26 protein-coding genes, 1 tRNA gene and 1 riboswitch are annotated in these 23462 nt (G+C 69.4%); of the genes, 17 read left to right on the forward strand and 10 right to left on the reverse strand.

The features are described from left to right. Positions 1 to 68: 68 nt before the first annotated feature. A complete protein-coding gene (locus OG584_RS22550) occupies positions 69 to 374 on the forward strand; it encodes a hypothetical protein (RefSeq protein WP_405780424.1) in 306 nt (101 codons plus the stop codon). 78 nt (positions 375 to 452) lie between these two features. Here OG584_RS22550 and OG584_RS22555 read toward each other — a convergent pair whose 3' ends face one another. Together OG584_RS22555 and OG584_RS22560 are read right to left on the reverse strand one after the other, a co-directional pair. Next, positions 453 to 1037 (reverse strand): isochorismatase family protein, encoded by a 585-nt coding sequence (locus OG584_RS22555; RefSeq protein ID WP_405780425.1) that lies wholly within the window; start codon positions 1035 to 1037, stop codon positions 453 to 455. Positions 1038 to 1175: 138 nt separating this feature from the next. Next, the gene (locus OG584_RS22560; RefSeq protein WP_405780427.1) at positions 1176 to 2504 is read right to left on the reverse strand and encodes a nicotinate phosphoribosyltransferase; all 1329 of its coding nucleotides are present in this window, start codon (positions 2502 to 2504) and stop codon (positions 1176 to 1178) included. Between the two features lie 165 nt (positions 2505 to 2669). On the opposite strand from OG584_RS22560, the gene clpS reads away from it, so the two are divergent. The 7 genes from clpS (at position 2670) to OG584_RS22595 (ending at position 7497) form a co-directional block, all read left to right on the forward strand. Continuing rightward, entirely contained in the window at positions 2670 to 2984 is a 315-nt protein-coding gene (gene clpS / locus OG584_RS22565) for an ATP-dependent Clp protease adapter ClpS (protein WP_405780429.1), read from the forward strand. Beyond that, positions 2984 to 3613: a DUF2017 domain-containing protein gene (locus tag OG584_RS22570; protein WP_405780431.1), complete on the forward strand. Its 630-nt coding sequence runs from the start codon at positions 2984 to 2986 to the stop codon at positions 3611 to 3613. The genes clpS and OG584_RS22570 overlap by 1 nt, the downstream gene beginning before the upstream one ends. Positions 3614 to 3954: 341 nt before the next feature. Further along, positions 3955 to 5382 carry an amino acid permease gene (locus tag OG584_RS22575; RefSeq protein ID WP_405780432.1) on the forward strand — a complete coding sequence of 476 codons (1428 nt, stop codon included), beginning with the start codon at positions 3955 to 3957 and terminating at the stop codon, positions 5380 to 5382. Between the two features lie 79 nt (positions 5383 to 5461). Continuing rightward, the gene (locus OG584_RS22580; protein ID WP_405780434.1) at positions 5462 to 5878 is read left to right on the forward strand and encodes a Mov34/MPN/PAD-1 family protein; all 417 of its coding nucleotides are present in this window, start codon (positions 5462 to 5464) and stop codon (positions 5876 to 5878) included. A gap of 120 nt (positions 5879 to 5998) precedes the next feature. After that, the gene (locus OG584_RS22585; protein WP_405780436.1) at positions 5999 to 6163 is read left to right on the forward strand and encodes a hypothetical protein; all 165 of its coding nucleotides are present in this window, start codon (positions 5999 to 6001) and stop codon (positions 6161 to 6163) included. A 98-nt stretch (positions 6164 to 6261) separates the two neighbouring features. Beyond that, a complete protein-coding gene (locus tag OG584_RS22590) occupies positions 6262 to 6540 on the forward strand; it encodes a MoaD/ThiS family protein (RefSeq protein ID WP_405780438.1) in 279 nt (92 codons plus the stop codon). A gap of 6 nt (positions 6541 to 6546) precedes the next feature. Beyond that, a complete protein-coding gene (locus OG584_RS22595) occupies positions 6547 to 7497 on the forward strand; it encodes a PLP-dependent cysteine synthase family protein (RefSeq protein ID WP_405780439.1) in 951 nt (316 codons plus the stop codon). A gap of 124 nt (positions 7498 to 7621) precedes the next feature. Here OG584_RS22595 and OG584_RS22600 read toward each other — a convergent pair whose 3' ends face one another. Further along, complete coding sequence (locus tag OG584_RS22600; RefSeq protein ID WP_405780440.1) at positions 7622 to 8119, reverse strand: type II toxin-antitoxin system PemK/MazF family toxin; 498 nt, start codon at positions 8117 to 8119, stop codon at positions 7622 to 7624. A gap of 250 nt (positions 8120 to 8369) precedes the next feature. Between OG584_RS22600 and OG584_RS22605 the strand changes: the two genes are divergently transcribed. Next, positions 8370 to 9122, forward strand: a complete 753-nt coding sequence (locus tag OG584_RS22605; RefSeq protein ID WP_405780442.1) for an MBL fold metallo-hydrolase — start codon at positions 8370 to 8372, stop codon at positions 9120 to 9122. Positions 9123 to 9331: 209 nt separating this feature from the next. Here the strand turns inward: OG584_RS22605 and OG584_RS22610 are convergent, their stop codons facing one another. After that, positions 9332 to 10600 (reverse strand): PTS transporter subunit EIIC, encoded by a 1269-nt coding sequence (locus tag OG584_RS22610; RefSeq protein ID WP_405780443.1) that lies wholly within the window; start codon positions 10598 to 10600, stop codon positions 9332 to 9334. Between the two features lie 150 nt (positions 10601 to 10750). Here OG584_RS22610 and OG584_RS22615 point away from each other — a divergent pair, with 150 nt between their 5' ends. From OG584_RS22615 to rdgB, 3 genes are all read left to right on the forward strand, one after another. Next, the gene (locus tag OG584_RS22615; RefSeq protein ID WP_405780444.1) at positions 10751 to 11047 is read left to right on the forward strand and encodes a glucose PTS transporter subunit EIIB; all 297 of its coding nucleotides are present in this window, start codon (positions 10751 to 10753) and stop codon (positions 11045 to 11047) included. A 239-nt stretch (positions 11048 to 11286) separates the two neighbouring features. Further along, the gene (rph, locus tag OG584_RS22620; protein ID WP_405780446.1) at positions 11287 to 12012 is read left to right on the forward strand and encodes a ribonuclease PH; all 726 of its coding nucleotides are present in this window, start codon (positions 11287 to 11289) and stop codon (positions 12010 to 12012) included. Between the two features lie 103 nt (positions 12013 to 12115). Beyond that, positions 12116 to 12718 (forward strand): RdgB/HAM1 family non-canonical purine NTP pyrophosphatase, encoded by a 603-nt coding sequence (rdgB, locus tag OG584_RS22625; protein ID WP_405780447.1) that lies wholly within the window; start codon positions 12116 to 12118, stop codon positions 12716 to 12718. Positions 12719 to 12770: 52 nt separating this feature from the next. Here rdgB and OG584_RS22630 read toward each other — a convergent pair. The 4 genes from OG584_RS22630 to bcp form a co-directional block, all read right to left on the reverse strand. Next, positions 12771 to 12856 (reverse strand) — tRNA-Leu (locus OG584_RS22630). A 65-nt stretch (positions 12857 to 12921) separates the two neighbouring features. Next, complete coding sequence (locus OG584_RS22635) at positions 12922 to 13926, reverse strand: HNH endonuclease signature motif containing protein (RefSeq protein ID WP_405780448.1); 1005 nt, start codon at positions 13924 to 13926, stop codon at positions 12922 to 12924. Between the two features lie 144 nt (positions 13927 to 14070). Next, on the reverse strand, positions 14071 to 15567 hold the full coding sequence (gene proP, locus OG584_RS22640; protein ID WP_405780450.1) for a glycine betaine/L-proline transporter ProP: 1497 nt from the start codon (positions 15565 to 15567) through the stop codon (positions 14071 to 14073). Between the two features lie 179 nt (positions 15568 to 15746). After that, complete coding sequence (gene bcp, locus OG584_RS22645; protein ID WP_405780452.1) at positions 15747 to 16214, reverse strand: thioredoxin-dependent thiol peroxidase; 468 nt, start codon at positions 16212 to 16214, stop codon at positions 15747 to 15749. Positions 16215 to 16352: 138 nt separating this feature from the next. Here bcp and OG584_RS22650 point away from each other — a divergent pair, with 138 nt between their 5' ends. The 3 genes from OG584_RS22650 (at position 16353) to OG584_RS22660 (ending at position 17643) form a co-directional block, all read left to right on the forward strand. After that, entirely contained in the window at positions 16353 to 16685 is a 333-nt protein-coding gene (locus OG584_RS22650) for a DUF3618 domain-containing protein (protein WP_405780453.1), read from the forward strand. A gap of 111 nt (positions 16686 to 16796) precedes the next feature. After that, positions 16797 to 17132 (forward strand): co-chaperone GroES, encoded by a 336-nt coding sequence (locus OG584_RS22655; RefSeq protein WP_328326963.1) that lies wholly within the window; start codon positions 16797 to 16799, stop codon positions 17130 to 17132. A 93-nt stretch (positions 17133 to 17225) separates the two neighbouring features. Further along, a riboswitch (guanidine-III (ykkC-III) riboswitch) is annotated at positions 17226 to 17293 on the forward strand. A gap of 29 nt (positions 17294 to 17322) precedes the next feature. Beyond that, positions 17323 to 17643: a multidrug efflux SMR transporter gene (locus OG584_RS22660; protein ID WP_327297391.1), complete on the forward strand. Its 321-nt coding sequence runs from the start codon at positions 17323 to 17325 to the stop codon at positions 17641 to 17643. Between the two features lie 311 nt (positions 17644 to 17954). Here OG584_RS22660 and OG584_RS22665 read toward each other — a convergent pair whose 3' ends face one another. Both OG584_RS22665 and OG584_RS22670 read right to left on the reverse strand, forming a co-directional pair. Further along, positions 17955 to 19130 carry a GDSL-type esterase/lipase family protein gene (locus OG584_RS22665; protein ID WP_405780454.1) on the reverse strand — a complete coding sequence of 392 codons (1176 nt, stop codon included), beginning with the start codon at positions 19128 to 19130 and terminating at the stop codon, positions 17955 to 17957. Positions 19131 to 19308: 178 nt separating this feature from the next. Next, entirely contained in the window at positions 19309 to 21666 is a 2358-nt protein-coding gene (locus tag OG584_RS22670; RefSeq protein WP_405780455.1) for a transglycosylase domain-containing protein, read from the reverse strand. A 190-nt stretch (positions 21667 to 21856) separates the two neighbouring features. Between OG584_RS22670 and OG584_RS22675 the strand changes: the two genes are divergently transcribed. Both OG584_RS22675 and OG584_RS22680 read left to right on the forward strand, forming a co-directional pair. Then, complete coding sequence (locus OG584_RS22675) at positions 21857 to 22657, forward strand: ABC transporter permease (RefSeq protein WP_405780457.1); 801 nt, start codon at positions 21857 to 21859, stop codon at positions 22655 to 22657. Next, positions 22650 to 23453 carry an ABC transporter permease gene (locus OG584_RS22680; protein WP_405780458.1) on the forward strand — a complete coding sequence of 268 codons (804 nt, stop codon included), beginning with the start codon at positions 22650 to 22652 and terminating at the stop codon, positions 23451 to 23453. The genes OG584_RS22675 and OG584_RS22680 overlap by 8 nt, the downstream gene beginning before the upstream one ends. Positions 23454 to 23462: the final 9 nt, after the last annotated feature.

The raw sequence follows: 23462 nt of genomic DNA on the forward strand, positions 1-23462 counted from the left end.
CCGATCGTGTTTAGGTGCCTCTTGCACAGCTCTTATTGACACAACGTCTCACGGGGGAGATGAACGGTATGCCCGATGGCGGATTCAGCAGACTTCCGAACGGCAGCGTGGTGGTCGCCCTCACGCTGCCCAGCCCGGACCGCATGACCCATGTCCGGATACTCGTCCACGCCGGGAACAGGGCGCGGGCCCTGACCCGACTGCGGAACGTGGGGATGCGCGCGGTGTACCTGCGCGGTAACACGCAGCCACCGACGCCGGACGAGATCACAGCCGTGCTGCACCATCCGGACGGTCTGCTGTGGCGCGCGGCGCCGCAGGAGGAAGCGGAGCTCTGGCATCCGATCCGGGCCCTGCTGGGCGAGGGCGTCTGACGCTCACGGCCCGGTGCGGAGCGCGGGAGCGGCCGGTGGCCGCCCGGCGCCGTTGAGCCGGTGAGGGGCCGGCGCCCCTCACACCACCGGCTTGCCGGTCAGCTCCACGCCGGCCGCCCGCATCTCCTCCAGCGCCCGGTCCGTCGTCGCCTCGGCGACGCCGGCCGTCAGGCCCAGCAGTACGTGCGTACCGAATCCGGCGCGCACCGCGTCGAGCGCCGTCGCCCGCACGCAGTGGTCCGTGGCTATACCGACCACGTCGACCGAGACGACCTCGCGGGCCCGCAGCCAGTCGGCCAGGGGCACGCCGTTCTCGTCGAGGCCCTCGAAACCGCTGTACGCCGCCGCGTAGGCGCCCTTGTCGAAGACCGCGTCGATCGCGCCGGACGCCACAGCGGGCGCGAAGTTCGGGTGGAAACCCACCCCCTCGGTGCCGGCGACGCAGTGCGGCGGCCAGGAGTGGACGTAGTCCGGGTTCCGGGAGAAGTGGTTGCCGGGGTTCACGTGGTGGTCACGGGTGGCCACCACGTGCCGGTAGCAGGCGGAGGACTGGCCGACCAGTTCGGTGACTGCGGCGGCGACGTCCGCGCCCCCCGTGACCGCGAGGCTTCCGCCCTCGCAGAAGTCGTTCTGCATGTCGACGACGATCAGGGCGCGGTGCATGGCGGGATCCTTGTCCTGGGTGGAGAAGGGGTGGCGGGAGGACGGCGTGGGCGGGCCGGGCCTTGCCCCGGCAGCCCTTCCATTCCCGCTCACTGCGGGTTCATGCGTACGGCAGGGGTCCCTGCGTACGGGACGGACTCAGGCGTACTCGGTGGGGATGACCGGCTCACCCCGGGAGAGCTGGAACGCCGACATCGGCAGGGTGGACCGGACCGCCAGATGGCGCTCGCGCACGGTGTCCAGCGGCTCGCGCTCGATGATCTCGCCGCCCTTGACCAGCTCCACCAGGAGCTGCCGGTCGACGAGCTCCGCCGGTACCGGGCCGGTACCGATCACCTCGGCCTCGGCGACCCCGTCGGCGTCGGTACGGCGCGCCGCCCACTTGCGGCCGCCCCTCGACGTCTTGGCACCCATCGACTTCTTCGCCACCGGCTGCAGCGGGGCCTGCGGATCGGCCGACGTGGCGCGGGCCACCAGTTTGTAGACCATGGAGCAGGTGGGGTGACCGCTGCCGGTGACCAGCTGGGTGCCGACGCCGTACGCGTCGACGGGGGCCGCTGCCAGTGAGGCGATGGCGTACTCGTCGAGGTCGGACGTGACCACGATCCTCGTCTTCGTCGCACCCATCGCGTCCAGCTGCTGGCGGACCTTGTGCGCGACGAGGAGCAGGTCGCCGGAGTCGATGCGCACGGCGCCCAGCCCGGTCCCCGCCACCTCCACGGCCGTGCGGACGGCCTCGGTCACGTCGTACGTGTCGACAAGCAGCGTGGTGTCCCCGCCCAGCGAGGCGACCTGGGCGGTGAACGCCTGCCGCTCGTCGTCGTGGAGCAGCGTGAAGGCGTGCGCGCTGGTGCCCACGGTGGGGATGCCGTACCGGAAACCGGCCGCCAGGTCCGACGTGGTCGAGAAGCCGCCGACGTACGCGGCGCGGGCCGCTGCGACGGCCCCCAGTTCGTGGGTGCGCCGGGCGCCCATCTCGATCAGCGGCCGCCCGCCCGCCGCGGCGTTCATCCGTGAGGCCGCGGCCGCGATGGCCGAGTCGTGGTTGAGGATCGAGAGGATCACGGTCTCCAGCAGGACGCACTCGGCGAAGGAGCCCTCGACCCGCAGGACCGGCGAGCCCGGGAAGTACACCTCGCCCTCCGGGTAGCCCCAGATGTCGCCGCTGAAGCGGTAGGAGGCCAGCCATTCGGCGGTGGGGCCGTCGACGATTTCCTGCTCGCGCAGGAACCTGAGCTGGTCCTCGTCGAAGCGGAAGTTCTCGACGGCGTCCAGGACGCGGCCGGTGCCCGCCACGACGCCGTAGCGGCGCCCCTCGGGCAGCCGCCGGGTGAAGACCTCGAAGACCGACCTGCGGTCGGCGGTGCCCGCCTTGAGGGCGGCCTGGAGCATCGTGAGCTCGTACTGGTCCGTGAAGAGCGCTGTCGACGGCACATGTACCGGCAGGCCAAGGTCCGCAACGTTCACAACGGTCCACCTCGCACTTTCGTCCGGGCCGGCCGGGCTCTGCCGGCCGGGTGTTCCGGGGCTGTCCCCCGCTGGACGGGGCGTACGAAGGATGCTACCCCCTATTTCGTCAGTGTGACGAGATCTATGGGCCGGTGTGTGCGCCGCCACTCCGCGGGTGGCAGCATGGGTGGCGTGAGTGTCGCCCCTGTAGAGATCGAACGTCCCGAATCGGCCGAGGAGACCTTCGTGGTCCCCGAGCCCGACGTGCCCTGGGTGACGCTCGTCCACAACGATCCGGTCAACCTGATGAGCTATGTGTCCTACGTCTTCCAGGCCTACTTCGGCTACTCGAAGTCGAAGGCGCACAAGCTGATGCTCGATGTGCACCAGAAGGGGCGGGCCGTGGTCTCCAGCGGCAGCCGCGAGGAGATGGAACGCGACGTGCAGGCGATGCATGGGTACGGCCTGTGGGCCACCCTCACCCAGGACCGCAACTGATGAGCGGTCAGTTCGAGGCGGCCCCCGGCGGCGGAGCGGCCGTCGTGCTCGACGAGGTCGAGATCTCCATCCTGCGCTCGCTGGCCGTGCAGCTCCTGGAACTGGTCGGCCCCGGTGAGGAGCCGGTGGAGGGCGAGGATCCGCTGGCCGCGCTGTTCTCCGAGGGGCCGAGCAAGCCGCCGGACGACCCCGCCCTGGCCCGCCTCTTCCCCGACGCGTACGGCGAGAAGGAGCCCGACTTCTCGTCGGAGTTCCGCCGCTTCACCGAGAACGACCTGCGCGCCCGCAAGCGCGAGGACGCGCTGGCGCTCGTACGGGCCCTCGACCGGGCCGGTGCGGACGGCGCCGGCGACGAGCCCCACGGGGCCACCCGCAGATCCGGCCGCCGCAAGCGCGGCCTCCCCGATGGCGCCGTGGAGCTGAGGCTCTCGCTCGAGGACTCGCGCCACTGGCTCGGCGCGCTCAACGACCTCAGGCTCACCATCGGCACCCGCCTCGACGTCTCGGACGAGGACGAGGAGGGCGAGCTGTACCGCCTCCCGGACGAGGATCCCCGCAAGCCGATGGTGATGGCCTACCTGTGGCTCGGCGCGCTCCAGGAAACGCTCGTCGAGACCCTGATGCCGTAACGGCCCCGGTCGTCGTCCGCTCGTCCCCTCCGGGACACCGTCCGCTCAAAGGACGCTCAAATCCGGATAACGATGAAGTCACCGTGACGGATTATTTTGCTCCTTCGGGCGCTTTTCGTCCGGTTCTTCCAGTGGCGTGAGTCACATCCGGCCTGGATGATCACTGTTCCCGACGTGTTAAATCTTCACGACCACCCGGCGGACACCACCCCCGTCCCCGGGGCCGCAAGGCCGGCCGACCGCCGACAGCACTCCACCATCCGCGGGTTCTGCCCTCCAGGATCGTCACAGTCGATCCGAGCCTCGTCAGGCCGGATCGGCATGGAGAAAGGCGCAACACCATGACCTCAGTGCAGGTCGACCAGGAATACGACGGCAGTGAGGCCGAGGACGCCACATCGGGCGAGGGGTACCAGCGCGGTCTGGGGGCCCGCCAGATCCAGATGATCGCGATCGGCGGCGCCATCGGCACCGGCCTCTTCCTCGGAGCGGGCAAGGCCATCGAGAAGGCCGGACCGAGCCTCATCCTCGCCTACGCCGTCGCCGGCCTGGTCATCTTCTTCATCATGCGGGCCCTGGGCGAGCTGCTCATGTACCGCCCGGTCTCCGGCTCCTTCTCGGAGTACGCGCGTGAGTTCATCGGCCCCTTCGCGGGCTATGTCACCGGCTGGACGTACTGGCTCTTCTGGGTCGTCACCGGGATCACCGAAGTCACCGCCGCCGCCACCTACATGACCTACTGGTGGAACATCCCGCAGTGGCTCTCCGCCCTGGTCTTCACGATCATCCTCTACGGCGTGAACCTGATCTCCGTGAAGCTCTTCGGTGAGCTGGAGTTCTGGTTCTCGATGGTCAAGGTCACCGCCATCGTGGGCATGATCCTGATCTGCGCCGGAATCCTCACCCTCGGCTTCTCCGACGCCGGCGACACCGCGAGTGTCGCCCACCTCTGGGACCAGGGCGGCTTCTTCCCCAAGGGGATCAAGGGCACCCTGATGACCCTGCAGATCGTGATGTTCGCCTTCCTCGCCGTCGAGCTGGTCGGCGTCACCGCGGGGGAGTCCAAGAACCCCAGGAAGGTCCTGCCCAAGGCCATCAACACCGTGCCGTGGCGCATCGCGGTCTTCTACATCGGCGCGCTCATCATGATCCTGTCGGTCGTCCCCTGGCCCGAGTTCCACGAAGGTGTCAGCCCCTTCGTCCACGCCTTCCAGAAGATGGGCCTGGGCATAGGCGCCGGGATCGTCAACTTCGTCGTACTCACGGCGGCCCTCTCCTCCTGCAACTCCGGCATGTACTCCACCGGCCGGATGCTGCGCGACCTGGCGCTCAACGGGCAGGGCCCGAAGGCCTTCACCTCGCTGACCAAGAGCGGCACCCCGCTCCTCGGCACCACCGTCTCCGCCGCGCTGATGCTCGTCGGTGTCTGGATCAACTACCAGTGGCCCGGCCAGGCGTTCAACTACGTCGTCTCGTTCGCCACCATCTCCGGAATGTGGGCCTGGATCGTGATCCTCGTCTGCCAGATCCGCTACCGCGCCAAGTCCGACCGCGGTGAACTCCCGAAGTCCAGCTTCCGGGCCCCCGGAGCCCCCTGGACCAGCTGGTTCTCGCTCGCCTTCATCGCCCTGGTCATCGTGATGATGGGCATCGACAAGGACACCCGCGTCTCGCTGTACGCCGCGCCCTTCTGGGCCGTGCTCCTCGGCGTCACATACCTGGTGCTGAAGGCCCGCAACCCGCAGGGTGCGGCCTTCACCAAGCGCTGAACCCGACGGCGTTCTCAGCATATGGGCTGCCCCGTACCGCAATCCGGTACGGGGCAGCCCTCTGTCTATCCTGAACGGCATGCTGACCCTTACCCAGGCCCTGCACGACCAGATCGTGGCGCACGCACGCGCCGACCACCCCGACGAGGCGTGCGGCATGGTCGCGGGCCCTGAGGGCTCCGGGCGCCCGGAGCGGTTCATCCCCATGCTCAACGCCGCTCGCTCACCCACGTTCTACGAGTTCGACTCGGCGGACCTGCTCAAGCTCTACCGCGACCTCGACGACCGCGACGAGGAGCCGGTGATCGTCTACCACTCGCACACGGCGACCGAGGCATACCCCTCCCGCACGGACATCACCTACGCGAACGAGCCCGGCGCGCACTACGTACTCGTCTCCACGGCCGACACGGACGGGGCCGGACCCTTCCAGTTCCGCTCGTACCGCATCGTCGACGGCGTGGTCACCGAGGAGGAAGTGACCGTCACCGCATAGGCGGCCCGGCGGCGCCCACCGGACCCGCCCGTGCGGGCTGAGTCCACCAGACGGACAGATCCATCCCGTATAGCGAGATCACACTCCGGATCAGGGCAGGGGAATCGATACGATGAGCCCATGGTTCCCCAAGACGTGAGCGAAAAGACGCCGGGCGAGACGCCCGTCCCGCTGCGCTCCGCCTCCACGCTCTTCCTCGGGGCCTTTGGATGTGGAGCCGCCCGGCTGCACGTCGACCTGTGCCGCCTCGACAGCGCGATCTGTCCGTGCCTCGCTGCCGTCTGAGCCGCGGCTCCGCGTAAGCACCACGCACCACCACCGGCAATACCGGCACCACGCGCGCTGCCGCGCCCTCCGCCACACCATCCGACAGGAGCCCAGCCATGGCCATCGAGGTCCGCATCCCGACCATCCTCCGCACCTACACCGACGGCGCCAAGGCGGTCGAAGGCAGCGGTGACACCCTCGCCGACCTGCTCGCCGACCTCGAAACCCGGCACAACGGCATCCGCGAGCGCATCGTCGACGGCGAGCAGCTCCGCCGCTTCGTGAACGTCTACCTCAACGACGAGGACGTCCGCTTCCTCGACGGCATCTCCACCAAGCTGGCCGACGGCGACAGCGTCACGATCCTTCCGGCCGTGGCCGGCGGCATGGTCTGAGCCCTGATGCGATACGACTCCCCGCTCGCCGCGGTGGGCAACACCCCGCTCGTACGGCTCCCGCGCCTGTCCCCATCGGACGACGTCCGGATCTGGGCCAAGCTGGAGGACCGCAACCCGACCGGATCGATCAAGGACCGCCCCGCGCTCCACATGGTCGAACAGGCCGAGAAGGACGGCCGGTTGACGCCCGGCTGCACCATCCTGGAGCCCACATCGGGCAACACCGGCATCTCGCTCGCCATGGCCGCCAGGCTCAAGGGCTACCGCATCGTCTGCGTCATGCCGGAGAACACCTCACAGGAACGCCGCGACCTGCTCACCATGTGGGGCGCGGAGATCATCTCCTCGCCGGCGGCCGGCGGCTCCAACACAGCCGTGCGCGTCGCCAAGGAGCTGGCGGCCGAACACCCCGACTGGGTGATGCTCTACCAGTACGGAAACCCGGACAACGCGGGCGCGCACTACGCGACCACCGGCCCGGAGATCCTCACCGACCTGCCGTCCATCACCCACTTCGTGGCAGGCCTCGGGACCACCGGCACCCTCATGGGCGTCGGCCGCTACCTGCGCGAGAACGTCCCGGACATCAGCATCGTCGCCGCCGAGCCGCGCTACGACGACCTGGTCTACGGCCTGCGCAACCTGGACGAGGGCTTCGTCCCCGAGCTGTACGACGCCTCGGTGCTCACCACCCGCTTCTCGGTGGGCAGCGCGGACGCGGTGACCCGCACCCGGGAACTGCTCCAGCAGGAGGGGATCTTCGCGGGCGTCTCCACCGGTGCGGCTCTCCACGCCGCGATCGGCGTCGGGACGAAGGCCGTCAAGGCCGGCAGTCCAGCCGACATCGTCTTCGTCGTGGCGGACGGCGGCTGGAAATATCTGTCGACCGGCGTCTACACGGCCCCCACGACGGAAGCCGCGATCGAAACACTCCAGGGCCAGCTCTGGGCCTAAGCCGTGTCCGTGAAGTCGCGCCGCCCGCCCTCCGGGCAACGACGCACTTTGCGGACACGGCTTCGCGCACGCCCCCGGGAGTCCGGGGCGGCGGCCGGCCACTGCGGTCCGGCCGCCGCCCCGGCTACCCGGCCAGATGCCGCACCCGCTCCCACACCCCCGGGCCGACATCGCCCGCCCGCCGCCGGAACTCCCGCACCGGGACATCCCGCAACTCGTCCGTCTCCAGAAAACTCCGCCGCCCCCGCGCGTCACCCACCGCGCCCGCCGGCAGTGCGATCACCCCGGGCCGCTCCTCGTGGTGCTTGCTGGTGATCTTGGCGACCAGGACCGCGTCACCCCGTACCGACAGCACCAGACACGGCCGGTCCTTCCCGCCGGGCCCGTCCTCGTACGGCACGAGCGCCCACCAGATCTCGCCCGGCCGGGGCGCCGTACCCCGCCGCCCGGTCCGCTTCGGCGGCCGCCCCGCGGGCGCCCGGGTCCCGCGCCCCCGCACCTGCCCCGGAGGACGTGTCCGCCCCCGCGGTCTGCGGCCGCCCCGCGCCCGCCCGTCGACGACCGAGGCGACCAGGGCAATCAGCACGACCGCTATCAGCGCCAGCAACCACGTCGTATTCATAACCAGGACCGTACCGACAGGACGGCGTCCACAGGACCGCACCCGTGGCCCCCGCGCGAACCCCGCACGACCGCCGAGCAGCCCCCAGGGACCGTCAGGCCCACCCGAACTGGTGACAGTGCAGGTGAGTTGCCCCACAACGGCGCCCTGTGGAGGAGCGGCCACCGCTCAGGCGCCTTACGCTCGACGAACCGCTTCGGCGTCCTGCCGGGCGTGCGGGGCCCGGCCCGTCCACGGAGGTTCCCACTCCATGAAGCTCACCGTCGTCGGCTGCTCGGGGTCGTTCCCATCCGCGGAATCGGCCTGCTCGAGCTACCTCGTAGAGGCCGACGGCTTCCGGCTGCTCCTCGACATGGGCAACGGCGCCCTCGGCGAGCTGCAGCACTACTGCGGCCTCTACGACCTCGACGCCATCTTCCTCAGCCATCTCCACACGGACCACTGCATCGACATGTGCGCGTATTTCGTCGCGCGCTACTACCGGCACGACGGCGGGCGCTGCGCCGCGATCCCCGTCTACGCGCCCGAAGGCGCCGCCGAACGGCTGACCACGGCGTACGCGGACACACCGTCCTCCTCCTCGATGGACGAGGTCTTCGACTTCCGCACGCTGAAGTCGGCCGCGTTCGACATCGGCCCGTTCTCGGTGCGTACGGAGAAGGTCCGCCACCCCGTCGAGGCATATGCCATCCGGATCGAGCACGCCGGCAGCGCACTCACCTACTCCGGGGACACAGGCGTCTGCGAGCCGCTCCACGAACTGGCGGTCGGCGCCGACCTGTTCCTCTGCGAGGCGTCCTTCACCCACGGCAAGGAGGACGTCGCCGACCTCCACCTCAACGGCCGGGAGGCCGGAGCACACGCGACGCGGGCCGGGGTGGGGCGCATGGTGCTGACCCACGTCCCGCCGTGGACGGACGCGAAACGCAACCTGGCGGACGCACGGGCGGTGTACGACGGGCCGGTGGAGCTGGCCCGGCCGGGCGCGGTGTACGAGATCTGACCCGTGGCACACCCCGCAGGGCCCCGGAACCGGCGCGAGGTTCCGGGGCCCTGCGGCCGGGTGCGGCCCGTACGGGGTGCCGGGGCCCGCGGGCTGCGCCCGCGTGGCCCGGCGAGGCCGAGGGCTGTCCCGTACCCGTAAGGGGCCCTGGCGCTATGCCCGACCTCATCGGACGCCCGTAGTGCAAGTGCCTGCCCCTAGGACGGCCCTCAGGCCTTGGTCACGTCGTCGACGTCCTCGTCCGGCTCGCGTCCCGGCGTCATGATGTTGAACTTGGTGATCACGAACCGGAAGACCACGTAGTACACCACCGCGAAGCACAGCCCGATCGGAATGATCAGCCAGGGTTTCGTATCGAGGTGCCAGTTGATGACGTAGTCGATCAGGCCGGCCGAGAAACTGAACCCCGCATGGACCCCCAGGGCCCAGGTGATCCCCATCGATGCGCCGGTCAGCAGCGCGTGCACCCCGTACAGCAGCGGCGCCGCGAACATGAACGAGAACTCCAGAGGCTCGGTCACCCCCGTCACGAACGAGGTCAGCGCGACCGAGATCATCAGGCCCATGACCTGCTTGCGCCGCTCCGGCCGCGCACAGTGCGCGATGGCCAGGGCCGCGGCAGGCAGACCGAACATCATGATCGGGAAGAAGCCCGACGTGAACTGCCCCGCACTCGGGTCGCCCGCGAAGAACCGGGTGATGTCGCCCTGGACCCCGGTCCCGTCCGGCTTGTTGAACGTACCCGCCTGGAACCAGAAGAACGTGTTCAGGAACTGGTGCATGCCGATCGGGATGAGCAGCCGGTTGGCCACACCGAAGATCGCCGAGCCCCACGCGCCCAGGCTGATCAGATGCTTCGAGAACCAGGTCAGCGCATCGCCCACCGGCTGCCAGACCAGCCCGAACACCACACCGAGCACGACGCAGATGAAGGCCATCAGGATCGGCACGAGACGGCGGCCGTTGAAGAACCCCAGCCAGTCCACCAGCCGCGTGCGGTGGAAACGCTGCCAGACGATCGCCGTCAGCAGCCCGATGAGGATGCCACCGAGGACACCCGGATTCTGCGGCATGCCCGCCGGAAGCGCCTTCGTCACCGTCCCGCTGATCGGATAGGCGCCCAGGACACCGTGGTACACGAGGAAGCCGACGACCGCGGCCAGCGCCGTGGAACCGTCCGCCTTCTTCGCGAAGCCGATCGCGACACCGATACAGAAGAGCAGCGGCAGCCCGAACGCCCCGTCGAGGATCGCGTTGCCGCCCGCCAGGAAGACCTTGGCCGTCCTGTCCCAGAACGCGCCGTGCAGATAGGCGGTGAACAGGTTCCCGAGACTAACCAGCAGACCCGCCGCGGGCAGGACGGCGACCGGCAGCTGAAGACTGCGTCCGACCTTCTGCAGGCCCTGGAAGAGACCGTTCCACCACTTCTTCGCCGGAGCCGGCGAACCCTGTGGCACGGCCGCGCTGCTGGTGCTCATTCGGCGTCCTCCTGGCGTCGGCCTGCTGACGGTCGTCGCACAAGGCTGAGACCGCTTCATGGCGCAATCCGGTGCCGTACCCGGGCGCTGCACCAGTGATCGCCATCTTCCGAGCTGACGCGGTTTCACGCTCGTACAGCTGGTCCAATCGTGCGTTACCGTGACCAAACGGACCGGAGAGCCGGGACGCCACGAGACACTCAGGAGTCAGACATGGCCACTAAGGCTGAGAAGATCGTCGCCGGGCTCGGCGGCCTCGAAAACATCGAAGAGGTCGAAGGCTGCATCACCCGGCTGCGCACCGAAGTGAAGGACGCCTCCCTCGTGGACGACGCCGCGCTCAAGGCCGCAGGCGCCCACGGGGTCGTCAAGGTGGGCAACTCGGTCCAGGTCGTCGTCGGCACGGACGCGGACCCCATCGCAGCGGACATCGAAGACATGATGTGAGCGGCCGGGACCTGATGTCAGCAACACCACCCGGCCCGAGCGGCGTGAGGTGAGCGGCGGGTCGCAGGCGCCATGAGGTGGACGGCGTGATGCGAGCGGCGGGACGCAGGCGCCGTGAGGTGTGCGCCATGCCGTGAACGTATGAGACGCCGACGCCCCGGACCGGCGGCCTGCCACCCGGCCGCCCCCGCCACCGGTCCCGGGCGTCCCTCCCCACCGCGGCCGATAGGGTCGTCCCCATGTCTCGTATCGACGGCCGCACCCCCGAAGAACTCCGCCCGGTCACCATCGAGCGCGCTTGGAGCAAGCACGCCGAGGGCTCCGTCCTCATCTCGTTCGGCGACACCAAAGTCTTCTGCACCGCCTCCTTCACCGAAGGCGTACCGCGCTGGCGCAAGGGCAGCGGGGAGGGCTGGGTCACCGCCGAGTACTCGATGCTCCCGCGCTCCACCAACACCCGCGGCGACCGGGAGTCCGTCCGCGGCCGGATCGGCGGCCGTACGCACGAGATCTCCCGCCTCATCGGCCGCTCACTGCGCGCGGTCATCGACTACAAGGCGCTCGGCGAGAACACGATCGTGCTCGACTGCGACGTCCTCCAGGCCGACGGCGGCACCCGCACCGCAGCGATCACCGGCGCGTATGTCGCCCTGGCCGACGCCGTCACCTGGGCCCAGTCCAAGAAGCTCATCAAGCCGGGCCGCAAGCCCCTCACCGACACGGTCGCCGCGATCAGCGTCGGGATCGTCGACGGGACGCCGCTCCTCGACCTCCGTTACGAGGAGGACGTGCGCGCCGAGACCGACATGAACGTCGTCTGCACCGGTGACGGGCGCTTCGTCGAGGTCCAGGGGACGGCGGAGGCCGAGCCCTTCGACCGCAAGGAGCTCAACGCGCTGCTCGACCTGGCCACCGGCGGCTGCGCGGATCTCACCGCGCTCCAGACCGAGGCGCTCGGCAAGTAGCCGCCGGCGCACGGGCCCGATGCGGCACGAGGCGGCGCGGGCCGGGCCCGCGCCGCCTCGGGCGCCCGCTCCCGGGGCCCGCGCGCTCCCTGATACTGGACGCATGACCCGTCTGATCCTCGCCACCCGCAACGCCGGGAAAATCACCGAACTCGAAGCCATCCTCGCCGACGCGGGCCTGCCCCACGAACTGGTCGGCACGGACGCTTACCCCGAAGTCCCGGACGTCAAGGAAACGGGCGTCACCTTCGCCGAGAACGCCCTGCTGAAGGCCCACGCCATGGCGCAGGCCACCGGCCTCCCCGCGGTGGCCGACGACTCGGGCCTGTGCGTGGACGTGCTGAACGGCGCCCCCGGCATCTTCTCGGCCCGCTGGGCGGGCACTCACGGGGACGACGAGGCGAACCTCCGCCTGCTGCTGGCCCAGCTCGCGGACATCGACGACCCGCACCGGGGCGCGCACTTCGCCTGCGCGGCAGCACTGGCCCTCCCCGACGGCACGGAACGCGTGGTCGAGGGCCGCCTCCTGGGCACCCTCCGCAGCACCCCCGCAGGCTCCGGCGGCTTCGGCTACGACCCGGTCCTCCAGCCGTCGGGCGAGACCCGCACCTGCGCGGAGCTCACAGCGGCCGAGAAGAACGCCATCAGCCACCGGGGGCAGGCGTTCCGGGCGCTGGTGCCGGTGGTGCGGGAGCTGGTGGGCTGAGCCGTGAGAACTGGAGGGGCACCCCACGGTGTGGGGTGCCCCTCCAGGTACGTGCGGCCTGTGGGACTCGAACCCACCTAGTCCAAACGGACAAACCGGACCTAAACCGATCGCGTCAACCAGCTGCGCCAAGGCCGCAGGATGCCGCTCATGGTACTCGGCCGGCAGCCGTACGAGGTATGTCGGACCGGCCTTCCGCGCCCCTACGCGCCCGATGGCTGTTTCCTGCGGTTCCGGCACCAGGTGTCAGTGAGCGCATGACAGTTCGGGCACAGATACCGGAGATTCTCCTGCCGGTTGTCGAGCCAGTCGCCGTTGATGTGGTCGATCTGGAGCGTGATCGGCCGACCACGCCATTCTCCCGGGTTGGCACAGGACTCGCAGCGGTACGGGACACCGACCTCCTGCAGCGCGCGGTGGAGTCTGGGACGGTTCGCTCGCGAGGATCCCTGCTCCATGACGACCAGGGTCTGCGGCGCGATCGCTCGCTGCTCCGGCATGCGTACCGACCCCCAGGCGCGGCGCTTGAAGTGGCTCGTGTCGAGACTGAGTCGCAGCACGCTCCGGCGAACGCGGCGGTGATTGGTGTCGTTCACCTCAAGGCCGAGCGCACGCATGAGGTCCGCATAGCTGGTGGCCCCCGGCACTGCTGCTCGCAGTGCGTCCTCGTCGATCGCCATTCGCGCGTTGCGGAAATGGGATGTGTCGATGCCGTGCCTCCTGAGCATCGCTCCCAGTGCTGTGCGTGACCGGCTGTCCCCATCGGCCAGCCCGAGCAGGCGTGCTGCCCCGCGCACACTGTCGGTCGAGGCGGCGGCTCGCCGCAACTCCTCGGCGGTGAAGAGGAGCCGAGGTTCCTCGTGGCGATTCAGGCCGGGGAGGTGGCTGACATCGATGCCCGCTGCGGCGATGCGTCGCCGGATGTGCGACAGCGTGCCGGTCGCCGGCGGAGCGCCGAGCTTGACTACCACTTCACGGAGCGTCGATGACGTACTGACGGCTGCGGCTATCGCCTCGTCCGTGTACCTGCGAAAGGGGCTGCGCCGCTGGAAGTGGCCTGTGTCGATGCCGAGGGCGGCGGCCCTCGCCCTCAGCACACGGTGCCGTCCGCCGCTTTTACGGAGGCCGAGCCGGCGCATCACGTCGGTCCAGTCTCTGGATTCGGCCACAGCCCGGGTGAGTGTCTCCGGCTCGTACGGGTCGGTCATGGTGTCCCCTCCGCTCCGGTCACACGTTCGCGACCTCGTACGGAGTAACGAACCGCTGAGCGGGCCGTCACGTCCGGGAAACGGAACGACCCGTACCGGAGGGAGTCGGTACGGGTCGTCGCGGTGTGTGGTGCCGGGGTCGGGTCAGAAGCGCGGTTCCGGGGCCTGGGACTCGACCATTTCGGCCGCCTCCTCCTTCGTCTCCACCGAGGGGGGTGAGCCGTCCAGCGGCTTCTGGGCGGTCTCCTTCATGCAGGCCACCGCGATCACGCCGATCAGCGCCGCTGCCATCGCGTAGTAGGCCGGCATCAGGTTCGAGCCCGTCACGCTGATCAGGGCGGTGATCACCAGGGGAGTCGTACCGCCGAACAGCGAGGCCGACAGGTTGTAGCCGACCGAGAGCGAGCCGTACCTGACCTGGGTCGGGAAGAGGGCCGGCAGGGCCGCCGACATCGTGCCGAGCAGGCATACCAGGGACAGGCCCATCAGCAGCAGACCCGCCGCGATGGCCGGGATGGATCCCAGCCTGATCAGCAGGAACGACGGGAGCGAGAGGAAGAAGAAACCGAGCATGCCCGCCATCAGCATGGGCTTGCGGCCGAAGTGGTCGCTCAGCTTTCCCACCTGGTTGATGATCAGCATCAGGAAGACCATGACGCCGAGCAGGATGATCAGGCCGTGCGTATCGCTGTAGTGCAGTTCGTCCGAGAGGTACGTCGGCATGTACGACAGCAGCATGTAGTCCGTGATGTTGTACGCGCCCACCAGGGCGATACACAGGACCAGCGAGGGCCAGTAATCCCGGAAGATCTTGCCGAGGTCGCCCTTGGCGGACGTCTCGACGCCGTCGGCCGCCTCGCCCGCGTGCACGCTCTCGCCCTCCAGCCGCTGGAAGGCCGGGGTCTCGTCGAGCCGCAGTCGCAGATAGAGACCGACCAGGCCCAGCGGGCCCGCCACCAGGAACGGAACGCGCCAGCCCCAGCTGTCCATGCCGCCGTTGCCGATCAGCGCGGTCATGATCGTGACCAGACCGGCCGCGCCGACGTATCCGGCCAGCGTGCCGAACTCCAGGAAGCTGCCGAAGTAACCGCGTCGCTTGTCCGGCGCGTACTCCGCGATGAAGGTGGAGGCCCCGCCGTACTCGCCGCCGGTGGAGAAGCCCTGCACCAGGCGGAAGAAGATCAGCAGAACCGGGGACCAGAAGCCGATCGCCGCGTACGAGGGCAGGATGCCGATCGCGAAGGTGCCGATCGACATCATGATCATCGTCATGGCGAGGACCTTCTTGCGGCCGATCTTGTCCCCCATCGGCCCGAACACCATGCCGCCGACCGGGCGGATGAGGAAGGCCACCGCGAAGGTGGCGAACGACGACAGCAGCTGGACCGTGCCGCTTCCTCCGGGGAAGAAGACGTGGCCGATCGTGGCGGCCAGGTAGCTGTAGATGCCGAAGTCGAACCACTCCATGGCATTACCCAGGCTGGCCGCCTTCACCGCCCGCTTGATCGCGGCCTCGTCCGTCACCGTGATGTCGGTGCGGCGCAGCCGCGGGTTCTTCCGGCGGTCGATGATCCGGAAGAGATCGCGGTGGCGTTTGACCGCCTCGGGGTCGGCGGCGGGCTGGTGGCCAGTGTCCGCCATGGTGGGCGTCCTCTCTGTGGGCATACAAAAACACGCAGGAGGCTCTTCTGCACAGCGATGGCGATCGCAAACCAGGGCTTCGAAGAAATGGGACCTTGGTCACTCACTTCAGCGGCTACCGGCCACCCCCGCAACTGCTCAGACCCGGATGGGGGGCGCCCTCAGGGGCGTCGGAGGTCTCAGAGGCCGAGGTCCTTGATGATTTTGGCTACGTGACCGGTGGCCTTGACGTTGTAGAAAGCATGTTCGATCTTGCCGTTCTCGTCGACGACGACCGTCGACCTGATCACGCCGGTCACCGTTTTGCCGTAGAGCTTCTTCTCTCCGAAGGCGCCGTACGCGGCGAGCGTCTCCTTGGAGGGGTCGCCGACGAGTGTGACCTTCAGTGATTCCTGCTCGCGGAATTTCGCGAGCTTCTCCGGCTTGTCCGGCGAGACCCCGATGACGTCGTATCCGGCGTCGGCCAGAAACGCGAGATTGTCCGTGAAGTCGCAGGCCTGCTTGGTGCATCCGGGGGTAAGCGCCGCCGGGTAGAAGTACACGATGACTTTGCGGCCCTTGTGGGCGGCGAGGGAGATCTCGTTGCCGTCCGCGTCGGGCAGGGTGAAGGCGGGGGCGGTGTCGCCGGGCTGCAGTCGCTCGCTCATCAGACTCTCCTCGGGTGGATCTTCGACCGTTGGCTACGGATGGGGCCGAGCGTAATAGGGGTGCCGCGGGGTGCGTTCCCGCTGGAGCTGACAGACTGTCGAGCAACGACTACCGGACACGACCACGGAGGCAGCGCAGTGTCGGATGCCACGGATGCCAGGACCCCGGCGCAGATCGAGGCGGACATCAAGACCCGGCGCGCGGATCTCGCGGACACGCTGGACGAGATCGGTGTGCGGCTGCACCCCAGCACGATCGTCGGAGACGCCAGGGCCAAGGTCTCTTCGGCCGTCGACCAGACCGCGGGGCGCGCGTTCGTCGCGCTGAACCGTGCCGCGAACGGCGTTCGCGCCCAGTTCGTGACGGAGGGCGGTGCACCGCGGCTGGAGCGCGTGATTCCGGTGGCCCTCATCACGGTGGGCCTGGTGGGCTTCTGCACCGTTTCGGCGAAACAGCGGCGGTGCCGCTGACCGGTCCGGCCTTTCGGCAGCCCGTTGACCGGTGGTGGTGACGGCCGGCGGTGACCGACGGCGCGGACCCTTCGGTGAACGCAGCCGCCGGGGCCAGGTAGGTTCGAGTCTGTGAGCGAGAACACCCACGACGACAAACTGCCCATCCGGATGCTGCACGACCGCGTGCTGGTCAAGTCCGACAGCCCGGAGGGTGAGCGGCGCTCCGGTGGCGGCATCCTGATCCCGGCCACCGCAGCTGTCGGAAAGCGGCTGGCCTGGGCCGAGGTGGTGGCAGTCGGCCAGAACGTGCGGACCGTGGTCCCCGGTGACCGGGTGCTGTACGACCCGGAGGACCGGGCCGAGGTCGAGGTCCGGGGTGTGGCGTACATCCTGATGCGGGAGCGCGATCTGCACGCGGTGGCGTCGGAGCGGGTGTCCGACGACTCCACCGGGCTGTATCTGTAGCGGCCCATCCGCGGCGCCCCGTATCTGTGGCGCTTCACCTGGGCGCCCGCACGCCGGCAGTGGAAATCGTGCAGGTCCGGCCGGGTCTGCACGATTTTGCTACTCTGGGACGACCCCGACGAGACGCGCCGTACCGGGCAGATCCGCAAAGACGACGCACCCTGCTGATCCGTCTCGCGGAGGTGCCGTCATGGCCTGGATTCTGCTCGTTGTCGCCGGTCTGCTCGAAGTGGCCTGGTCGATCGGGATGAAGTACACCGAAGGTTTCACGAGGCTGTGGCCCAGCCTCTTCACCGGCGTGGGCATTGTCGCGTCCATGCTGCTGCTGTCGCAGGCGGCCAAGACCCTGCCGATCGGTACGGCGTACGGCGTCTGGGTGGGGATCGGCGCGGCCGGTGCGGCGGTGCTCGGCATGGTCGTACTGGGGGAGCCGGCGACCGCCGCCCGGATCTTCTTCGTCTGCCTGCTGCTTGTCGCGGTCGTCGGCCTCAAGGCGACGTCCGGGCATTAGCGTTCCATCAGCGTTCGCGGGGGCGGGAGCGGTCGGCGCGCGGGTGTCTCGGGTGCGCCGACCGGTGAGCCGTCGAGCCGGACGGCCGTCGAGCCCGTCCACCGTCCAGCCGGTCGAGGCGCGTCCGTCAACTGCCCACCGGTCAACTGCGCATGGGTCGAGGCGCGTCCGTCAACTGCCCACCGGTCAACTGCGCATGGGTCGAGGCGCGTCCGTCAACTGCCCACCGGTCAACTGCGCACGGGTCGAGGTGCGTCCGTCAACTGCTCGCCGGTCAACTGCCCACCGGTCAACGGCCCGTCCGTCAACGGTCAGCCGGTGAAGGCTCCTTCGGCGCCGAAGGCGAGGGCGGCGAAGCGCTCGCCGATGCGGCGGTGGGTGGCGGCGTCCGGGTGGAGCTGGTCGGGCAGCGGCAGTTCGGCGAAGTCCGCCTCGCCGTAGAGCGCGTTGCCGTCCAGGTAGTGCAGGTGGGGGTCATCGGCCGCCCGCTGCTCCACGATGCGGGAGAGTTCCGCACGGATGACATTGAGCGTCAGCTTCCCGGCGGCGCGCTCCGCCGGGTCCCCGGTGGCCCGGAACTGCAGGGTCCCGTTGCTGAAGTCCGGGGCGCAGGGGCCGGGGGTGTCCTCGTGGATGGGGCAGTGGATGGGCGAGACGACCAGCAGGGGCGCAGTGGGGTGCCCTTCGCGGATCGTGTCGAGGAAGCCGTGCACGGCAGGGGTGAAGGCGCGCAGCCGCATCAGGTCGACGTTGACCAGGTTGATGCCGATCTTGATGCTGATGAGGTTTGCCGGGGTGTCGCGCATGGCGCGGGCGGTGAACGGGTCGAGCAGGGCGCTGCCGCCGAGACCGATGTTGATGAGTTCCGCGTCACCGATGGAGGCTGCGCGCGCGGGCCATGTGGTGCTGGAGCTCTCGGCGTTGGAGCCGTGGCTCACCGAACTGCCGTGGTGCAGCCATACCTTGCGCCCACGGTCCGGCACGGGCTCGACGGGGGCGTCCGTGCGCAGGGCGACCAGTTCGGTGATCTCGGTGTAGGGCAGCCAGATCTCGATGTCCTTCGGTTCGGCCGGAAGGCCGGTGAAGCGGACGGTGCCGACCGGGCCGGGGAGGGTCTCCGTCGAACCGGTGGCCATGTCCACCGTCCGGACGTTGCCGCCGGTCACGGTGGCCCGGTCGGTCAGCCGGCCGTCGACGAGCAGGTCGTACAGGCCGTCGGGGCGGGGCGGCGCTCCCCGGTAGGCCATCTTCGTGCGGAGCGTGTCCAGCTCGACGGTGGTGGCCCGGGTGCGGATGGCCAGCCGCACGCCGGACGGCTGGGCTTCCGCCATGGCCAGTTGCCCGTCGGAGCACTGCGCGCGGGCGCGGGCGGGCAGCCGGTGCGGCAGCAGTCCGTGCTCGGTGCGCTCCAGGTCGAGGGCGCCACGTATGAGGTCCCCGGTGATGGGTGTGCTGATGGGGGCGGCGTCGTTGTGCTGGGAGTTCATGCTCCCAGCCTGTCAAGCGGATTACTGATCCGCACGCTATTTTGAGCCGCCGGACCCCGGACCCCGGACCCCGGACCCCGGACCGAGGCCCCCGGCCCCGGCCCCGGCCCAAACGTAGGCCGGAGCCGGGGCCCAAGGGTCATCGGCTCCGTGCCGTCAGCCCAGGGGATCGGGGCCGTCAGCCGCCCGTGGTGCCGCCCCCGGGTCCGCCGTCCGTACCGTCGTCGGTTCCGCCGTCCGCGCCGCCGTCCGTGTCCGTGCCGCCGTCCGTCAGCCCGCCGATGATGCCCGGGTCGTCGTCGCTGGGTGTCTCCGACGGGACGCCCGGCGGCGGGGTGGGCTCGGTGCTCGGCTGTGTGGTCGCCGGGCCGGACGGTTCGTCGCTCGACGTGGGCTCCGACGAGGGTGCCGAGGGGGAGGCGGAGCTCTCGGCCGGGGTCGGCAGCGATTGGTGTCCCGCGCCCGACTGGAGGTCGAGGCTGAAGCGCGTCGCGGGGGTCCCCGAGAGCGCTGCTCCCGTGTACTGGCCCCAGATCTGCGCGGGCGCGCCGCCACCGTTGACGCGGGACAGGCCGAAGGCGCCGTACAGCGGTTTCTGCGCTCCGGTGGTGGGGTCCTGGCCCATCACGGAGATGACGGTGGACAGGTCGGGTGTGTATCCGGCGAACCAGGCGGCCTTGTCGTTCTCGGCGGTGCCGGTCTTGCCGGCCGCCGGCCGCCCCGCGCTCTTCGCCGCGGTGCCGGTGCCGCTCGCGACGACGCTGCGCAGGATGGAGGTGGTGGTGTCCGCGGCCTGGCGGCTGACGCCCTGGACGGTGCTCTTCTTCGGCAGCGGGAGTTTCCGGCCGTTCTTGGTGGCCTTCTCGACGATCGTGTACGTCCCGTGCTTGCCGTGGCCCGCGAGCGTCGCGTACGCCTCGCTCATGTCCAGGACGCTCGCGGTGGAGGGTCCGAGCGCGATGGAGGGGTACGGGTTGAGGTCGGGGGTGTTCTTCGGGATACCGAGGTCGACCGCCGTCTGCTGGACCTTGGAGGGGCCGACGTCCTCGGCCATCTGCGCGTACACGGCGTTGACGGATTTGTCGGTGGCGGTGGAGACGGTGATGTGGCCGTACGACACGTCGTCCTCGTTGCCCGGCGCGTAGCCGGTGGGCCCGTTCGGGCCCTGCACCATGCGGTGGTTGGTGCCGTCGTAGCTGGTGTTCGGCGTGATCTTCCGCCCGTCCTGGGTGCTCGAACGGTTCTCCACGGCCGAGGCGAAGACGAACGGCTTGAACGTCGAACCGACCTGGTAGTCCCGGCGGGTGGCGTTGTTGACGTACTGCTTCGTGTAGTCGATGCCGCCGTACATCGCGACGACCTTGCCCGTGTCGGGTTCCACCGACGCCCCGCCGACGCGGACGTTGCGGTCGGCCTTGCGGCTCTTGCTGAGCTTGCTGTTCACCTGGTCGTCGACCGCGGTGGCCATGGCCTTCTGCTTGCTGCGCTGAAGGGTGGTGGTGATGCGGTAGCCGCCGGTGGCGAGGGTGTCCTCGTCGATGACCTTGTTGCTGGTGAGATCGTCCTTGACGGCCTGGATGATGTAGCCGCGCTGTCCGGAGAGCCCGGACGACGGCTTGACCTTTCCGGGTACCGGGAACTTCTCGCCGGCGCGTGCCGAGGCGCTGAGCCACTTCTTCTTGACCATGCCGTCGAGTACGTAGTTCCAGCGGCCCTCGGCGCGGCCCTTGTTCTCGGGGTGTGCCACGACGTCGTACGCGCTGGGGGCGTTGAGCAGGGACGCGAGGTAGGCGCCCTGGGCGACGTCGATGTCCTGGATGTCCTTGCCGTAGTACGCCTGGGCCGCGGCCTGGATGCCGTAGGCGTTGCGCCCGAAGTAACTGGTGTTCAGATACCCCTCGAGGATGTCGTTCTTGCTCTCCTCGCGGTCGAGCTTGATCGAGATGAAGAACTCCTTGACCTTGCGGCTGATGGTCTGTTCCTGGCCGAGGTAGTAGTTCTTGACGTACTGCTGGGTGATGGTCGAGCCGCCCTGGGTGCCCTTTCCGGTCACGGTGTTCCACGCGGCGCGGGCCATGGCCTCGGGGTCGATGGCGCTCTCGGAGTAGAAGTCGCGGTCCTCGGCGGAGAGCGCGGCGCGCTGGACGTCGAGGGGGATCTGGGAGAGCTGTACGTTCTCGCGGTTGACCTGGCCGTCGCGGGCGAGTTCGGTGCCGTCCGAGTAGAGGTAGACGTTGCTCTGTGCGGTGGCCGCGGTGTTGGCGGCGGGGATGTCGACGAGGTTGTAGCCGGCGATGAAGCCCCCGATGATCAGCAGAAGGATCACCAGGACCGTGCCGAGGACCATCCGCCAGGTGGGGATCAGCCGTCGCCAGCCCTTGCGCTTGGGGCGCTTGCGCTTCTTGGCCGCCTTCCCGGGGGTGCCGGGGCCACCGGGATTCTCCGGGCCGCCGTTGGTGCCTCCGGGTGACCGCGGTCCGCCGGCTCCGGCGTTCCGCGGGGTCCAGCCGGGCTGCTGCGGCTGCTCGTCGCTCACTGTCTCTCCAGCGTCCGGCACAAGGGTGTCGTATGGGGTGAATCGCTCTGTACGCCCATAAAACACTGTTGGGGCGCACGGTTCGAACCGGGCGGATTATTCGGTCGCGGCGCGCCCCCTCCTGGTCTAGGCTCGTGCGCTTTGGCGCCTGCGGGACGGGCGGGGGAGCGACGGCGCGAAGGGGGCAGACATGCGGCTGTACGCGGTCGTGGCCGCAGGGGGGTTCCGGCGTTTCGCGACCTACCGCGTGGCGACGGCGGCGGGGGTGTTCACCAACACCGTCTTCGGTTTCATCCTGGCGTACACCTACATCGCGCTCTGGGACGAGCGCCCGCACCTCGGCGGCTACGACCAGGCACAGGCTCTCACCTATGTGTGGCTCGGCCAGGCGATGCTGACGACGATGGCGATGGTGGGCGGCGGCCTGGAGGAGGAACTCATCGAGCGTATCCGCACCGGCGACGTCGCGATCGACCTCTACCGCCCCGCCGACCTCCAACTCTGGTGGATGGCGGGAGATTTGGGGCGGGCCGGATTCCAGCTCCTGGGGCGCGGTGTGGCACCCATGGCACTGGGGGCGCTCGCCTTCCGTCTCGCGCTTCCGTCCGACCCCTTCGTGTGGCTCGCGTTCGCGGTGTCGCTGCTCCTCGGGGTGATCGTCAGCTTCGCGATCCGCTATCTCGTGGCACTCTCCGCGTTCTGGCTGATGGACGGAGCGGGCGTCGCGCAGATCGCGGGGATCTCCGGGATGTTCTTCTCCGGAATGCTGCTCCCGCTGAACCTCTTTCCCGGCGCGCTGGGTGAGATCGCCCGGCTGCTGCCCTGGTCGGTGCTGCTCCAGGTGCCGGCCGACATCCTCCTGGGCAAGAGGACGGGCTGGGGCCTGCTGACCGCGTACGCCTTCCAGTCCGGCTGGGCCGTGGTGCTGCTCGGCGCCGGGCGGCTGCTGCAGACCGCAGCGACCAGGAGGGTGGTGGTCCAGGGTGGTTGACGGAGTACGTGCGTACTGGCTGATCGCGGGGGCGTGGATCCGCTCGACGATGGCGTACCGGGCGTCGTTCGTGATGACGACCCTCGGTAACTTCGCGGCGACCGGTCTCGACTTCGCCGCGATCCTGCTGATGTTCTCGCACGTCAACCGGCTCGGCGGCTACTCGCTCGGCGAGATCGCCTTTCTGTACGGGGTCGCGTCGACCGCCTTCGGCCTCTCCGACCTGGTGATGGGGTCGATGGACCGGCTGGGCCGCCGGGTGCGCGACGGAACGCTGGACACACTCCTGGTGCGCCCCGCCCCGGTGATCGCCCAGATAGCGGCCGACCGCTTCGCGCTGCGCCGGCTGGGCCGTCTCACCCAGGGGCTGCTGGTCCTCGGCTACGCGCTGTCGGTCGTCGACGTCCACTGGACACCTCTGAAGGTCCTGATGGTGCCGGTGATGGTGATCAGCGGCGCGGTGGTCTTCGCGGCGGTGTTCGTGACGGGCGCCGCATTCCAGTTCTGGGCGCAGGACGCGTCGGAGGTGCAGAACTCCTTCACCTACGGAGGGGTGACGCTGCTGCAGTATCCGCCGACGGTCTTCGCGAAGGATCTGCTGCGCGGGGTGACCTTCGTGATCCCGCTCGCCTTCGTCAACTGGCTCCCCGCGCTCTACGTGCTGGGACGGCCGTACCCTCTGGACGTGCCGGAGTGGCTGGCTTTCACGCCGCCGCTCGTGGCAGCGGTGTGCTGCGCGCTGGCGGGGGTGGCCTGGCGGGCGGGGCTGAGGTCGTACCGGAGTACGGGGAGCTAGGGGGGTCCT

It is taken from the genome of Streptomyces sp. NBC_00859, assembly GCF_045161865.1.
Classification (GTDB): Bacteria; Actinomycetota; Actinomycetes; order Streptomycetales; family Streptomycetaceae; genus Streptomyces.

What these genes read in the sequence shown, in the direction of transcription:
- OG584_RS22550 (WP_405780424.1), top strand. Translation starts at nt 69, where the DNA reads ATGCCCGATGGCGGATTCAGCAGACTTCCGAACGGCAGCGTGGTGGTC.
- OG584_RS22555 (WP_405780425.1), bottom strand. Translation starts at nt 1,037, where the DNA reads ATGCACCGCGCCCTGATCGTCGTCGACATGCAGAACGACTTCTGCGAG.
- clpS (WP_405780429.1), top strand. Translation starts at nt 2,670, where the DNA reads ATGGGTGGCGTGAGTGTCGCCCCTGTAGAGATCGAACGTCCCGAATCG.
- OG584_RS22570 (WP_405780431.1), top strand. Translation starts at nt 2,984, where the DNA reads ATGAGCGGTCAGTTCGAGGCGGCCCCCGGCGGCGGAGCGGCCGTCGTG.
- OG584_RS22575 (WP_405780432.1), top strand. Translation starts at nt 3,955, where the DNA reads ATGACCTCAGTGCAGGTCGACCAGGAATACGACGGCAGTGAGGCCGAG.
- OG584_RS22580 (WP_405780434.1), top strand. Translation starts at nt 5,462, where the DNA reads ATGCTGACCCTTACCCAGGCCCTGCACGACCAGATCGTGGCGCACGCA.
- OG584_RS22585 (WP_405780436.1), top strand. Translation starts at nt 5,999, where the DNA reads ATGGTTCCCCAAGACGTGAGCGAAAAGACGCCGGGCGAGACGCCCGTC.
- OG584_RS22590 (WP_405780438.1), top strand. Translation starts at nt 6,262, where the DNA reads ATGGCCATCGAGGTCCGCATCCCGACCATCCTCCGCACCTACACCGAC.
- OG584_RS22595 (WP_405780439.1), top strand. Translation starts at nt 6,547, where the DNA reads ATGCGATACGACTCCCCGCTCGCCGCGGTGGGCAACACCCCGCTCGTA.
- OG584_RS22600 (WP_405780440.1), bottom strand. Translation starts at nt 8,119, where the DNA reads ATGAATACGACGTGGTTGCTGGCGCTGATAGCGGTCGTGCTGATTGCC.
- OG584_RS22605 (WP_405780442.1), top strand. Translation starts at nt 8,370, where the DNA reads ATGAAGCTCACCGTCGTCGGCTGCTCGGGGTCGTTCCCATCCGCGGAA.
- OG584_RS22610 (WP_405780443.1), bottom strand. Translation starts at nt 10,600, where the DNA reads ATGAGCACCAGCAGCGCGGCCGTGCCACAGGGTTCGCCGGCTCCGGCG.
- rph (WP_405780446.1), top strand. Translation starts at nt 11,287, where the DNA reads ATGTCTCGTATCGACGGCCGCACCCCCGAAGAACTCCGCCCGGTCACC.
- rdgB (WP_405780447.1), top strand. Translation starts at nt 12,116, where the DNA reads ATGACCCGTCTGATCCTCGCCACCCGCAACGCCGGGAAAATCACCGAA.
- OG584_RS22635 (WP_405780448.1), bottom strand. Translation starts at nt 13,926, where the DNA reads ATGACCGACCCGTACGAGCCGGAGACACTCACCCGGGCTGTGGCCGAA.
- proP (WP_405780450.1), bottom strand. Translation starts at nt 15,567, where the DNA reads ATGGCGGACACTGGCCACCAGCCCGCCGCCGACCCCGAGGCGGTCAAA.
- bcp (WP_405780452.1), bottom strand. Translation starts at nt 16,214, where the DNA reads ATGAGCGAGCGACTGCAGCCCGGCGACACCGCCCCCGCCTTCACCCTG.
- OG584_RS22660 (WP_327297391.1), top strand. Translation starts at nt 17,323, where the DNA reads ATGGCCTGGATTCTGCTCGTTGTCGCCGGTCTGCTCGAAGTGGCCTGG.
- OG584_RS22665 (WP_405780454.1), bottom strand. Translation starts at nt 19,130, where the DNA reads ATGAACTCCCAGCACAACGACGCCGCCCCCATCAGCACACCCATCACC.
- OG584_RS22675 (WP_405780457.1), top strand. Translation starts at nt 21,857, where the DNA reads ATGCGGCTGTACGCGGTCGTGGCCGCAGGGGGGTTCCGGCGTTTCGCG.